General features: G+C 74.8%; 9 protein-coding genes. 6 read left to right on the top strand and 3 right to left on the bottom strand.

Features of this window, described 5'->3' with window-relative positions; genetic code table 11:
- Positions 1-24: 24 nt before the first annotated feature.
- The 6 genes from WMF36_RS37545 to WMF36_RS37520 all read left to right on the top strand — a co-directional run bounded on the left by WMF36_RS37545 (position 25) and on the right by WMF36_RS37520 (position 7,136).
- Positions 25-4,050, top strand: coding sequence for a hypothetical protein (locus WMF36_RS37545; protein WP_437575627.1), 4,026 nt, complete (start codon positions 25-27; stop codon positions 4,048-4,050).
- Positions 4,051-4,152: 102 nt separating this feature from the next.
- On the top strand, positions 4,153-4,893 hold the full coding sequence (locus tag WMF36_RS37540) for a Crp/Fnr family transcriptional regulator (RefSeq protein WP_437575626.1): 741 nt from the start codon (positions 4,153-4,155) through the stop codon (positions 4,891-4,893).
- A gap of 238 nt (positions 4,894-5,131) precedes the next feature.
- On the top strand, positions 5,132-5,440 hold the full coding sequence (locus WMF36_RS37535; RefSeq protein WP_437481104.1) for a hypothetical protein: 309 nt from the start codon (positions 5,132-5,134) through the stop codon (positions 5,438-5,440).
- Positions 5,441-5,564: 124 nt separating this feature from the next.
- Positions 5,565-5,945: a dihydroneopterin aldolase gene (locus tag WMF36_RS37530; protein ID WP_437481101.1), complete on the top strand. Its 381-nt coding sequence runs from the start codon at positions 5,565-5,567 to the stop codon at positions 5,943-5,945.
- A gap of 43 nt (positions 5,946-5,988) precedes the next feature.
- Positions 5,989-6,708: a molybdopterin-dependent oxidoreductase gene (locus WMF36_RS37525; protein WP_437575625.1), complete on the top strand. Its 720-nt coding sequence runs from the start codon at positions 5,989-5,991 to the stop codon at positions 6,706-6,708.
- Positions 6,709-6,746: 38 nt separating this feature from the next.
- A complete protein-coding gene (locus WMF36_RS37520) occupies positions 6,747-7,136 on the top strand; it encodes a YidH family protein (protein ID WP_437575624.1) in 390 nt (129 codons plus the stop codon).
- A 76-nt stretch (positions 7,137-7,212) separates the two neighbouring features.
- On the opposite strand, the gene WMF36_RS37515 is transcribed toward WMF36_RS37520, so the two are convergent.
- From WMF36_RS37515 to WMF36_RS37505, 3 genes are all read right to left on the bottom strand, one after another.
- Positions 7,213-10,968 carry an AAA family ATPase gene (locus WMF36_RS37515; RefSeq protein ID WP_437575623.1) on the bottom strand — a complete coding sequence of 1,252 codons (3,756 nt, stop codon included), beginning with the start codon at positions 10,966-10,968 and terminating at the stop codon, positions 7,213-7,215.
- Positions 10,969-11,165: 197 nt separating this feature from the next.
- A complete protein-coding gene (locus WMF36_RS37510; RefSeq protein ID WP_437575622.1) occupies positions 11,166-12,191 on the bottom strand; it encodes an MvdD family ATP-grasp ribosomal peptide maturase in 1,026 nt (341 codons plus the stop codon).
- Positions 12,188-13,186 (bottom strand): MvdC family ATP-grasp ribosomal peptide maturase, encoded by a 999-nt coding sequence (locus tag WMF36_RS37505; protein WP_437575621.1) that lies wholly within the window; start codon positions 13,184-13,186, stop codon positions 12,188-12,190. The genes WMF36_RS37510 and WMF36_RS37505 overlap by 4 nt, the downstream gene beginning before the upstream one ends.
- Positions 13,187-13,196: the final 10 nt, after the last annotated feature.

Here is a 13,196-nt window from a genome sequence, read left to right as displayed (position 1 = left end):
TCGCTCGCGCTAAGGACCGAGCCGATGCGCGCACCTCGCCCCCTCTCGACGCTCCTCCGGCTCGCCGGCGCCGCCACCCTGGCCCTCGCGCTCGGCGCCTGCAGCGCGGTCACCGCGCCCCGCGCGCCGGACCCCATCGCCTCGCTCCGCGACGCCGGCGCGCACTCGACCGACGGCGAGGTCGTCGGCCGCTGGCTGCTCGGGGAGCTCCTCGTCCCAGGCGGCACGCCCGCGGGGGTCAAGGCGGCGCGCAAGCGCCTCGACGGGATCGGCGCGAAGACGCTGCTCGCGTCGCTGGGGCGCGCGATCGACGACGAGGCGCACGGCCGCAACGCGCGCGCAGCGACGGCCTACCTCGAGGCGCTGGACGCGGCGCGGGTGAGCGCGCACCCGGACGCCCCCCTCGTGGGCTGGTTCGCCGCGAACCACCTGCTCGGGCTGCGATCCAGCGTCGTGGGCCTCTGGAAGAAGTCCCGCCAGGTCGTCCTGCGCGCCATCGACCATCCCGGCAACCTCGGCTGGCGGGCGCGGGGCGAGCTCGTCGAGTGGTGGAGCCTCGAGGGGCTGCCCGACGAGGCGGCCGCCGCGGCGCACCCGGGCGGGGCCGCGCCGGCCGTGCCGCTCATCGACCTCGCGGCGCGCCGCTACGGGTGCATCGAGAACGCCCGCTTCGCCGGCCCGTTCGGCCACCTGGCCGAGAGCGACCACCGCGTGCGCTACGAGGCGGAGCGCGCCGGCCCCTGGCCGCCCGTGTTCCCGCGCGATCCCCGCCGCGCCGACGCGCCGCGCGTGCTCGGCGCCGAGCGCCGTGGCTGCCAGCTCTCCGCGGTCACGCCGGACGCGCGCGGCGAGGGCAGCGCCAGGGGAGGCATCTTCTACGTCGAGACCTTCGTCGACCTGCCCGCCGAGCGCGAGCTGATCATCGCGGTCCAGGGCGCCCTCGCCGTCCTCGTGGACGACGTCGAGGTCCTGACGCGCGACACGAAGCAGTGGGGCATCTGGCCCCGGTTCGGCGCGCGCCTGCGCCTCGGCCCCGGCCGGCACCGCATCCTCGCCCGCGTCGCGGGCGGCGACACCTCCATCCGGCTGCTCGCGCCGGACGGCACGCCCCTCGGCGTGACCACGTCCGCCGACCCGACGCCCCCCACCTCGCTCTTCCCGCCCGAGGTCCTCCCCGATCCCAACCCCATCGAGCCGTTCCTCACCGCACTCGGGGTGCCGCCGCAGCCCGCGCCGAAGGTGGCGCGCGCGCTCGGCCTGCGCGGCGCGCCGCGCCCCGAGCGCGACGTGGAGGATCCGATCTCCCGGTACCTCGCCGCGACCATCGCGCACCTCGAGGGCCAGGACGACGTGAGCGCTGTGCTGATCGAGCCGCTCGTGGCCGACCCGGCGCGCGCCACCGGCCCCGCGCTCGCGGCGCAGGCCGTCTTCCTCGAGAAGGACCCGATCTTCCCGCCGTCCGACGGGCGCGACCTCGTGAAGGACGTGCGCGCCCGCGCCGCGGCGAAGGACCCGGAGCTCTGGTATCCCCGCTTCTGGCTCGCGCTCGAGGAGGCCGACAAGGCCGGCCTGGCCGAGGTGACCCGCACCATCGAGGCCCTCGGCGACCGATTTCGTGAGGTGCCCGACCTCCTGAAGACGCTCGCCGCGATGTACGCGCGGCTCGGCTGGCGCGTCGAGCAGGTCCGCACCGTGAAGGAGGCCGCCGCGCGCTTCCCGGACGACGTCGAGGTGCTGGGCGCGCTCCTCCGCATCTACGACGCCGACGGGCACATCGCGCAGGCGGACGCGCTCGCCGCGCGCATCCGGGGGCTCGACCCCGACGCGGAGATCGAGCTGGAGCGGGCGATCGATCGGCGCGACTACGCGGCGGCGATCAAGGAGCTCGAGCGCCTCGGCTCCGCCCGCCGGGACCGCAAGGACATCGCGCTGCGCATCGTCGACCTCCTGACCCGCGCCGGCAAGCGCGCCGAGTCGTTCGAGCAGGTCGAGCGCGCGCTCGCGAAGTCGCCGGACGACGCGGACGCGCGCCTCGCGCTCGCCGACGCGCGCTTCGCCCGCGGAGAGCGCGGCGCGCTCCAGAAGGCGCTCATCGAGGCGATCCGCACCGGCGCCGACACCGCGGGCCTGCGCGACGCGATCGAGCTGCTCGACGGCACGACGGAGCTCAGCCCCTACCGGCTCGACTCGAAGAAGGTGATCGCCGAGCACGAGGCCTCGGGCGAGGTCATGCCCGGCACCGCGGCGCGCGTGCTCGACTACGCGGCCATGTGGGTCCACGAGGACGGCTCGGCGCGGATGCTCCAGCACGAGATCATCCGGGTCCAGTCGCGCGAGGCGATCCAGGAGCACGCCGAGCAGCGCGTGCCCGACGGGCTCGTGCTCAAGCTCCGCACGGTCAAGCGCGACGGGTCGATCCACGAGCCGGAGTTCATCGAGGACAAGCCGACCGTGACGATGCCGCACCTCGAGGTGGGCGACTACATCGAGGTGGAGAACCTGTTCGTCCTGCGCGGCGACGGCCAGGGGGGGCTCACGTTCCAGGGGCCGCGCTGGTTCTTCCGCGAGGAGAAGGTCCCCTACTGGCGGAGCGAGTTCATCATCGTGTCGCCGAAGAGCCGGCCCCTCGACGTGGAGGTCTCCGGCCCGGTCCCCGCGCCGGAGATCGTCGAGTCCGGCGCGCTCGTCACCCGCCGCTACCGGGTCGACAAGAGCCCCGCGCTCCCGGAGGAGCCGGCGAGCGCGCCGATGGCGGAGTTCCTGCCGAACCTCCGCGTCGGCTGGGGCATCCGCCTGGAGAGCACGATCGCGCGCATGGTCGACGCGGCCGCCGACGAGACGCCGCGCGACCCGCGGCTCGTGCGCATCGCGCGGTCGATCGCGCGGACGCCGCTCTCGCCGGGCGCGTCCGGCGCGGCCGCGGGCGGCGGCGAGGCGGGGAAGGCCGCCGCGCGCCGCTCGGCAGGCGCGGGCGGCGAGGCCGGGGCGGCCGCGCCGTCGAAGGACGAGCAGGCGCGCCGCATCTACCGGTGGGTGCTCGCCAACGTCGAGGAGGGGCGCGAGAACGACGGCCGCCGCGTCGTCATCGGCAAGAGCGGCAACCGGACCGAGGCGTTCCTCTACCTGTGCCGCCTGGTCGGGATCGACGCCGGCTACGGCGTCGTGAGCGACCGGCTCACCGCGCCGCCGCGCGGGCCCATGAGCGAGGCCGAGACGTTCAACGCGCTCGCGGTGCGCATCGACACCGGAGACAAGCCCGGCGCGAGCGCGGTCCGCTGGATGTTCGTGCGCGACAAGTTCGCGCCGTACGGCTACCTGCCGAGCTCCCTCCGCGGGCAGCCGGCGATCGTGCTGCGGCCCGGGACGCCGCGCGAGGTGACGCCCTCGTCCGGCGCGCACGACGGCGTGGTCACCGAGGGCGTCGCCGAGGTGGCCAGGGACGGCTCGGCGTCGCTGGCGATCGAGCAGCGCTACGAGGGCAAGCTCGCGATCGCGCTGCGCTCGGCCCTGGAGTCGCTCCCCGACGCGCAGCTCAGGGACGCGGTCGAGTCGCGGCTCCTGCCGCAGATGGTGCCGGGGGCGCGGCTCCAGGAGATCCAGGTCAAGGAGCTGACCGAGATCGACCGGCCGCTCACCCTGAAGATGAAGATCGCGGCCGCGGGCTTCGCGCGCGCGCAGGGCCCGGAGCTCGTCCTCTCGCCCCCCTTCGGCGTGCGCGTGGCCACCCTCGCCAGCCTGCCGGTCCGGGAGACGCCGCTCTACCTGTCCGAGCAGATCGCGACCCGCTCGGAGGTGCGGCTCCGCGTCAAGCTCCCCCCGGGCGCGCGCGTGGCCACGCGGCTCGCTCCGTTTGCGGCGGACAACGACGGGCGCACCGTGCGGGTGAACGATCGCGTCGACAGCGGCGCGTTGCTCCTCGACCGCTTCCTGGAGCTGCCTGCGGGCCGCGTGCAGCCGGACGCTTACCCGCGGTTCCAGCAGTTCGCCCGCGCGGCGGACGGCGCGCTCGACCGGGACATCGTCGTTCGGCTCGACCGCGACGGACGCTGAGCGCGCCGCCCGCTCGCCTCACGCCAGCGCGAAGAGTGCCCCGGCTCCAGGGGATTCCTGTGTGCCAACCTACGCAGTATGGATTACGCTTTTGCTCACCCTGTGAGCGATCTGGATTCCCAGTACGCGCCGGATGCCGGGCGCCATCCGACTGATCCCGTGAAGGCGCGGGTGGCGCGCGCCTTCCGGCTCTCCTCGCTCTTCGCGCACGTGGACCGCGCGGTGCGGGATGCGGTCACGGACGCCGCCGTGCTCGAGGTGGTGGCGTCCGACGCGGCGATCTTCGAGCAGGGCGCCCCTGCGGACACGCTCGTGGTGCTTGGCCGGGGCCGGGCGCGTGTCGAGCGCGTCAACGACGCGGGCGCTGCGTTCCCGCTCAGCTACCGCGGCACGGGCGACGTGCTCGGCGAGTCGTGCCTCGGCGGGCTGGAGACGCGGACGGAGCGCGCCATCGCGATGGACGAGGCCGAGGTGGTCCGGGTGCCGCTCGCGCTCATCCGCGAGCTCTGCGCCCAGCACCCGGGGCTCGGGGGGGCGGTGTTCGCGCTGCTTGTCGCGCGGCAGCGGGAGACCGAGGACCGGATCGAGTCGATGCTGTTCAAGAACGTGGGGGGGCGGCTGGCCGAGTTCCTCCTGCACGCGGCGGAGCGGTGGGGCGTGCCCACGCCGCGCGGGACGCTGATCTCGGCGCCGATCACTCACGCGGAGATCGCGCAGGTGATCGGCTCGACCCGGGAGACGGTGACGCTGACGCTCGGGGCGCTGCGGAAGGAGGGGGTGCTCGACGTGGCCGGGCGGCGGCTCATCGTGAAGGATCGGGAGGCGCTCGCCCGCAAGCGGTAGGGCGGTCGGCTCGCGCCGCCGGGCCGGCGCCCTCTCCGGGCGGCGTCAGCCCCGCATTGCGGCGCCCTGCGCCCATGGCGCCGGAGGTGGCGCGAGCGGCGAGATCTTCGGTCATGCGCGCGGCACATGCGCGGCGGTCCGCCGCTTCTCGCGCCCCCGCGCACGCCGTTCCTTGTTGACGTGGCGCACGAAGCGCCGATACGCCTTCGCGAGTCGACCTCGCAGGAAAGGATTGCTCATGCCGAAGCTCAGCTCCGGGACAGCCATCGCCGTCGCGTTTCTCTTCGGTTGCTCCGCGTCGTACATCGCGCCGCGCTTCCTTGTGCCGCCGGTCCACGCGGGGACCGATCCGCCCCGATGGGAAGTGCGGTGCGTGGATGCCGAGACGGCGCAGGTCATCGACAGCCAGGTCCTCGAGGTGACCAGCGCGTCCGGATGGAACCCGGTCCTCAAGCGGTTCGGTCAAGAGGGCTGGGAGCCGGTGCAGTTCCTGCGCAGCGAGCTCGCCGCGAAGATCGACGCCGTGTGCTTCAAGCGGCCTCTCTGACGGGGGCCGCGGCCTGCGCGCGGCGGCCGCGCGCGGGCGCGCCGGGAGGGCCGCGCGAGCGGGCGAGCCCACGGCCGCGCATCCTTCGGCGGAAGCCGGCCGGAAGGCATGCTACGGGGCGCTGATGGAGTCTGCGATCCAGACGTATCGGATCCGCCTCGACGGCATCCGTTTTCGCGCCAAGCACGGCGCGTCCCGCGCCGAGCGCGATCTGCCCCAGGATTTCGCGGTGTGCCTGGAGGTGGAGCTCCCGGTCGCCTTGTTGCCCCGCGCCGACGCGCGAGCGCGGGTGTTCGATTACGACAGGCTGGCGAGCCTCGTCGTCGAGGCGGGCACGAGCGCTTCGTACAAGCTGCTCGAGACGCTCGCCGAGCGCATCATCGCGTGCGTGCTCGACGACACACCGGCCCTCCGCGTCACCGTTCAGGTGAAGAAGTTCGGCCCCCCGACCTCGGTGTCGGTGGACTCCGCATCGGTGGAGCTCTCGGGGCGCAAGGGCGGGTGAGCCCGGGCTTGCAGGCGTGTCGGGCCGTCGCCATGGTCATGTCATGGGGGACGACGGAGGGCAGCGGACGAGGTCGTTGATCGAGCGAAGGCAGGCGTTCGCCGAGCGGCAGGCGGCGCGCGGCAAGGGCGTCTTCGCCGGGGTCGCGCCGGCGGGCAGCGGGCCGCCGAACCGGCACGGGATGCCGAAGCTGCCGGTCGGGCAGCGCGACGTGAAGAACTGGCCGGTGCTCGACCTCGGCGACACGCCGGACATCCCGACTGAGCGCTGGCAGCTCCGGGTCGACGGGCTGTGCGAGGCGCCGCGAACCTACTCCTGGGAGGAGTTCATGGAGCTGCCGCAGACGCTCGACGTGTCGGACTTCCACTGCGTGACCACCTGGAGCCGCATGGACAATCACTGGATCGGCGTCCGGTTCGCCGAGCTCGCCGACCGCGCGCGCCCGCTCCCGGAAGCGCGCTTCGTGTTGATCGAGGCGAGCGACATCGCGCCCGGCACCCAGACCCCCTACACGACCAACGTCGCGCTCGAGGAGGCGATGCTGCCCGACGTGCTGCTCGTCCACACCTGGGAGGGCAAGCCGCTGCCGCGCGAGCACGGCGGCCCGGTGCGGATGATCACGCCCCAGCTCTACGCCTGGAAGGGCGCGAAGTGGATCCAGCGGATCACGTTCAGCGCGGTGGATCGGCCGGGGTTCTGGGAGGTCCGCGGTTACTCGAACACGGCGTATCCATGGTTCGACGACCGGTACAGCCGGGAATGAGCGGCTGTCGCGCGGTGCGGTGAGGAGGGCAGTCCACCATGCCCGTCGAAGAGAGCGTGAAACGGACAGAGGCCTACGCGCGGGAGCACATGGCCAACGAGCGGACGCACCTCGCCTATGTGCGCACGGCGATCGCGCTGCTCAGCTTCGGTATCACGCTCAACAGGTTCAGCCTGTACTTCCTGGAGACGGCGCCCGGGGCCGCGCAGGTCGGATCGCGGTCGTTGCTGCGCGAGGTCGTCGGCCTCGGCGCGGGGATGGTCCTGCTCGGGATGGCGCTGATGGCGTGGGCCGCGGTGCGGTATCTGAGGGCGTATAGCGATATCGAGCGCGGGGCTTACCGGCCCGATAGGACGGCGATCCTGATCTTCACGGCCGCGATCTTCTTGATCGGCGCGGCGAGCATGGCCTGGCTGTTCACGTCGTGAGGAGAGTTCAACGCCAAGACGCCAAGGCGCCAAGGCGCAAAAAGAAAGAAGACCTCTGAATTTCTTTTCAGGCCCTCTACCGCAGCCGGTGCTCGCGGAGCACCTCGGCCGGCACCGCCTCGCGCGCGAGCTCGCAGAGCCGCGCGTGGTGCGTGAAGAACAGCACCTGTGTCGTCGCCGTCAGCTCGCCGAGCACCGCGAGGGCCGCCCGGGCGCGGTCGTCGTCGAAATGGATCAGGAGATCGTCCAGGATGAGCGGCATCGGCTCGGCCGTCCGGGCATGGTGCTCCAGGCTCGCGAGGCGCAGCGCGAGGTAGAGCTGGTCGCGCGTGCCGTCGCTCAGGCCGCTCACGTCCACCTCGCGCTGCACCGGCGCCTTCGCGGGCTCCGCCGCGGCGTCCGGCGGCGGCGGCGGGGCCGCGCGGACGCAGCGCAGCATCGCCTGCTCGCTCTCGTCGTAGCCCACCCGGAGGCCGGCGAAGGCGCCCAGCGTCAGGCGATGGAAGAGCGCGCTCGCTCGCGCCAGGATCGGGCCCTGGTTGCGCTCCCGGTAGCGCTCGATCTCCCGCTCGAGCAGCACCGCGGCGAGGTGCGCCCGCACGTAGCGGCGCACCTCGCCGCGCAGGTGCGAGAGGCAGATCTGCGCCTCCACGGCGGCCTCCGCGGCGCCCACCGTCGCCCGGAGCTGCTCGCGCTCCTGCTCCAGGCTCCCGAGCGCCCTGTCGATCCGGCGCCGCTCGTCCTCCAGCGCCGCGAGCCGCTCCTCCGCGCGGTCGAGCTCGAGCGCGAGCGCGTCCCGCTCCACCCCCGCGGTCTCCTGCTCCAGCGCCGCGACGCCCGCGCCCTCGCCCGCCTCGAGGAGCTTGCCCTCGTTCTCGACGAGCTCGCGGTCGAGCCGGCGCGCCTCGCACGAGCGCTCCTCCGCCAGGGACAGCGCCGCGAGGTCGGCGGCGGCGTCGCCCGCGCGCGCGACGCCCGCCGCCTCGAACAGCTTCGCGAGGCGCGCCTCGGCGGCCGCGCGGCGCGCTTCCTGCTGGTCCCGCTCGCGGCGCTTCTCGGCCAGGCGCTGCGCGATCTCGCCGCGCTCGCGGAGATCGGCGCGCGCCTTGTGGTGGCGCTTGATCAGCTGATCGGCGGCCTGATCCTCGGGCAGCTCGGCCAGATCCGCCGCGTGCCGGGCCGCGAGCTCCGCGACGTCGGCCCCGAACGCCGCGGCGTCGCGCTCCATCCCGAGCACCCGGCGGCGCTCGTGGGCCGCGCTGTCCGCCTTGCGGAACAGCGCGCCGAGCTCGTCGAGGATCGCCGTGGCCTCGTCCGCGGAGGCGTCGCCGGGCAGGCCGAGCAGCCGCACGCTCTCCGCCCACTCGGCCCGCCACGCATCGAGCGCGCGCGCGTGCTCGGCCCGCTCCCGCTCGAGGTCCTCGAGCTCGCGATCGAGCTCCTTGCGCTCCCGCGCGAGCTCGCGGCGCTCGCGGGCCGCGCCCTCGATGGCCGCGAGCTCCTGCTCCGCCGCCTCGACGAGTGCCGGGAGGCGCGCGGCCGCGTCCTCCAGCGGCCCGCTCACGTCGGCGCCCGGGCCCGCGTCCGCGACGTCCCCGCGCGCGCCGCCCGACGCGGCGCGCGCGCCCTGGAGCGCCGCGTGGAGCTCGGCCGCGTGCGCCTGCATCCGGGCCCGCAGCGCCTCGGCCTCCGCCTCCGCCGCGCGCAGCCGGTCGACCGTGGCGGTCAGGCCCACGTGGCGGCCGAGCCAGCCGCGCATCTCCTCGGGCGAGCGCGGCGCGACGCCCGCGGGCCGCCACAGCTCGAGCCACGCGGCCTCGGCCTCCTCGCCGCGGCGCGCCAGCGCGGCGCGCTCCGCGGCGAGCTGCGCCTGATCCGCATCGGCCCGCGCCTTGTCCGCGAGCAGCCGCGCGAGGCGGGCGACCCGGTCGGCCTCGCGGCGCAGCCGATCGGCCAGGGCGTCGGCGACGCGGACCCGCTCGGTGTACTCGTCGGCCTTCCCGCGCGCGGCCGCGTCGCCCGGCGCGGAGAGCGTCGGCCTGCGCCCGGCGCCGGGCGAGGCGGCCACGTCGGCGCCGAGATCGAAGAGCGAGGCGGTGTGGATCGCCGCCGCCGCGCGGGCGCTCCCCTTCGCCTGGAGAGCGCGCAGCAGCGCCTTGAAGACGGCGTCGCGGCGCTCGCGCGCCTCGGAGAGGTCGGCCTCCGTGGGCACCGCGCCGGCGCGCTGGAGGGCGTCGATCTCGCGCGCGCTCTCGCGCAGGCGCGCCTCGACCTCGGCGGTGCGCTCGCCGAGCCGCTCGCGCTCGCGCGCGATCGCGCCCCACTGCGCCGCCGCCCGATCGACCGTCTCGGGGAGCGGGACGGGCAGGGCGCTCGCCTCGACGGTGGAGAGCGCCCGCCCCGCCGGCGCGCCGCCGAGGCCGAGCCTGTCGCGCTGCGCGCCGGCCTCGCGGGCGAGCTGCGCCGCCGCCGTCGCCGCCTCGCGGAGGCGGTGATCGAGGTCGCCCTGCTTCTGCGCGCGCGAGAGCGCGCCCCGGAGCGGGGCGGGGTCCTCGCTCGGCGGCAGCTCGGCGAGGCGGCGCACGCAGGCGTCGCGCCGCGCGCGGTGCGCCGAGAGCAGCCGCTCCACCTCGCGCGGCTTGGCCAGGGCCGCGCCGCGCTCGCGGGCGAGCTTCTTGATGCGCGCCTCGGTCGCGACGTCGACGCGCATCGCCTCGAGCCGCTCGGGCTCGGCGCCGCCGACGAGCGAGGCGTCCCGCCCGAGCCTGCGGAGGATCGCGCGCGCCTCCTCCTCGATGCCGTGGAGCTCCGCCCGGACCCGCGGCAGGTCGACGGCGGCCTTGCGGTGGCTCCCGAGCCGGGTCACGAGGCCGTCGATCACGCCCGGATCGAGCTCGGCGAGCGACGCGGGGACGTGCAGCGCGGCGTGGCGGGCCTCGAGCTCCTCGATGTCGGCGCGGAGCCGCTCCGCCTGGGCGGCCGCGTCGGCGGCGCGATCCTGCGCGTCCTCGCGATCCCGCTGCGCGCCCTCGGGCAGGAGGACGACGTCGCCGAGGGCGGCGCGCCGGCCGGCGATCGCGCGCCGCGCCTCGAGCAGCGGGAGCACGCGGAGCGCGCGCCGGAGCCGCTTGTCGGTCGCCCGGAGCGCGCGCAGCTCCGCGTCGACGCGCTCCTGCTCGGCCCTGGCCGAGTCGATCTCCTGCCGCTTGCGCGTCCAGTCCGCGGGCGGCTGCGCGGCGGTCTTGGCGCGGTTGCGCGCCTCCTCGAAGGTCTTGATCGCCTCGTTGAGCGGGCGGGTCCTCGCCTGGGGCGTGAAGATCTCGTCCGCCTCCTGGCGCAGCTTGGCGAGGAGCTGCTGCAGCCCCGGGCCGCCGAGCCCCGCGCCGAACAGGCTCTGGCCGACGTCGCCCTTGCCCTGGAGCAGGGCCTCGGCGCCCTGCCGGAGCGTCTCGTGGTCCAGCCCGAAGGAGGTCCGGAAGAGCTCCTCCGTCACGCCGCCGAGCACCGGCGCGAGCGCGGCGTCGTCGAGGGGGTTGTCGTCCGGATCGCGGAGCGTCTTCACGCGCCCCTTGCGGCGGACGAACGCGAGCGCCGCGTCGCCCCTGCCCGCGAGCCGTCCGCCGACGCGGAGATCGGTGTTGTGGTGCAGGTGGGCGTCGGGCGTGATGTGCGGGATCCCGTAGAGCAGGCCGCGGATCGCCCGGAGCGCGGTGCTCTTGCCGGCCTCGTTGGGGCCGTAGATGACGTGGAGGCCCGGCGACGGCGAGGAGAAGTCGAGCCGGAGATCCGTGAAGGGACCGAACGCGAGGAGGTGGAGCTCTAGGATCTTCACGAGGTCGCCCGCTGAACGCAGGGGGCTGTGCCCTCCCCTGAACGGATAGCAAGTGCGAAACCTCGGCGCGTTGTCAAGCGCTCCTCGCGGCGCGACGCGGCGCGACGCGGCGCGAGCCGGCGCGATCGCTGCCCGTCCGCTGAGATGGCGGGCGGGCTGTGCCGGAAGCGGCGGGCGGGCTGTGCCGAGCGCGCGGCTCAGCGGTGCTGCGTCACGGGCGCGTGCAGGAAGGCGCTCCACGAGCCGCGGCGCGGCGCCTTGCCGAGCAGCACCTCGGCGAGCGCTTCGCTGATCGGGAGCCCGGGGGTCCGCTCCAGCCAGAAGAACTCGCCGGATGGATTGACCTCGAGAAAGATGTGCCGGCCGTCCGGCGTGCGGAGGATGTCGAGGGCGCCGTAGTTGAGGCCGAGCTGATCCATCAGCCGGAGCACCGCGGTCTCAACGTCGGGCGGGAGCGCGTCCTTGCGCCACGCGTCGATGAGCTCGAGCCCCTGCCGCCGCCAGTCGACCTCGGCCCCAGGCGCCGCCTCCGAGTCGATCGAGGCCGAGAAGACGCGCTCGCCCACGACCGTCACCCGCAGCTCGCGCGCCTTCGGGATCTTCTCCTGGAAGGTCATCGGGCAGAGCGAGAGCCCGCGCATGTCCGCGAGGTCCTCGGCCCCGAGGGCGTTCGTGAAGACCACGTGCTCCTCGCCGTCGCGGTAGACGGCGAACGACGAGAGCATCTTGGCGATCACCCCGCCCGGGCAGGTCGCCGCGAAGGCCCGCGCCGCGCCTTCGTCGTTGGTTGTGAGCGTGCGCGGCGTGTCGAGGCCGACCTCGCGGGCGATGTCGAGCTGCACCTGCTTGTTCGACGCGAAGCGCACCGCAGGCAAGGGGTCGACCTGCGGGACGCGGAGCGCCGCCAGCATGCCCTCCACGGTCTGCTTCGCCTCCTGGACCGACGCGCTCCGGAGCTGCGGGTCCATCGACGCGGGCAGCCCGCGGCCGTGAGCGACCCGGCGATACCAGACGGCGGTCACGTCGCCGAGATCGAGCTCGCCCTCCTCGGTGTTCAGCGTGGAGCGGCCCGCCCCGGGCCCCGAGGCCAGCGCGAGCCGCGCCCCGTGCGGGAAAGCGTCGGTGTTGAAGCGGAAGGCCCGGCCGCCCAGCCTGGCGATCGCGTCGGCGACGCGGGCGATACACTCGTTGTCTTCGCTGTGCGTGATGATGAGGACTGTCACGGGTTCTCCGTCGGAGCGAGCAGCGCCTCCGCCAGCGCATCGGCGATCGGCAGGCCGAGATCCCGCTCCAGCATGCCCCACTCGCCGGCGGGGTTGACCTCGAGAAAGACGTGCTCCCCGTCCGGCGTCCGGATGAGATCGACGGCCCCGAAGACCAGCCCGAGGGCGCGCAGGAGCGCGCCGAGCTGCGCTTCGACGTCGCGCGGGAGAGCGTCCTGCTCCCAGCGGATGCCGGCGTGGGTGACGTCCGGGTGGCGCCAGTCGACGGCGATCGACTCGTAGAGGGAGGCGTCGAGCGCGCCGGGGAAGCACCGGCCATCGACGCAGGCGACGCGCAGCTCGCGCGCCTTGGGGATGCGCTCCTGGAAGACCATGGGGCTCTGGCGCAGGCCGGAGAGGGCGTCGAGATCGGCCTCCGCGACGGCGTGCGTGAAGACGAAGGGCGCGCCGCCCGAGAGGCTCGTCGAGAAGGGCGTGAGCATCTTGGCGACCACGTTCCCGCCGAGGCGCGCGAAGAAGCCGCGGACCTCGGCCGGGTCGTTCGTCACCAGCGTCTCGGGGATGCGCAGGCCGACCGACGCCGCCGCCGCGAGCTGGCGCAGCTTGTCGTGGGCGCGCTCCTCGGCCGCCGGCTCGTTGATCCATCGCCGCGCGGGGAGCCCGCGCAGCCAGCCGGTCAGCGCCGCCATCGACTCGCGCACGCAGGCGGCGCGGTACTCCTCGGGGATGCCCTCGCCGAGGTCGGGCGCCCAGAGGCGCCGGAGCCAGACGGCGGAGATCTCTTCCCCGCCGATCGCGGCCCCGGCGTCCTCCAAGCGGCGGCGTACGCCGCCGGCCCCGAGCGCCGTCGAGAGGGTGATGCTGCGAGGAAAGCGGTCGACGTTCAGGCGGACGGGGCGAGCGCCGCGCCGCCGCAGCGCGTCCGCCACGCGCCCGATCCCGAAGTCGTCCTGCGAATGTGAGACCAGGAGGACATTCGCGTCCGCGGTCGTCACGTCAGGATGC

The sequence above is a fragment of the Sorangium sp. So ce887 genome (genome assembly GCF_051521455.1).
In the GTDB taxonomy this organism is placed as follows: domain Bacteria; phylum Myxococcota_A; class Polyangia; order Polyangiales; family Polyangiaceae; genus Sorangium.
The sequence above is the reverse complement of the archived record's forward strand: the minus strand, read 5'-3'. Positions and strand labels throughout refer to the sequence as shown.

Excerpts from the sequence above, each read along its gene's own strand:
- WMF36_RS37545 (WP_437575627.1), top strand. The coding sequence starts at position 25 with ATGCGCGCACCTCGCCCCCTCTCGACGCTCCTCCGGCTCGCCGGCGCC.
- WMF36_RS37535 (WP_437481104.1), top strand. The coding sequence starts at position 5,132 with ATGCCGAAGCTCAGCTCCGGGACAGCCATCGCCGTCGCGTTTCTCTTC.
- WMF36_RS37530 (WP_437481101.1), top strand. The coding sequence starts at position 5,565 with ATGGAGTCTGCGATCCAGACGTATCGGATCCGCCTCGACGGCATCCGT.
- WMF36_RS37525 (WP_437575625.1), top strand. The coding sequence starts at position 5,989 with ATGGGGGACGACGGAGGGCAGCGGACGAGGTCGTTGATCGAGCGAAGG.
- WMF36_RS37520 (WP_437575624.1), top strand. The coding sequence starts at position 6,747 with ATGCCCGTCGAAGAGAGCGTGAAACGGACAGAGGCCTACGCGCGGGAG.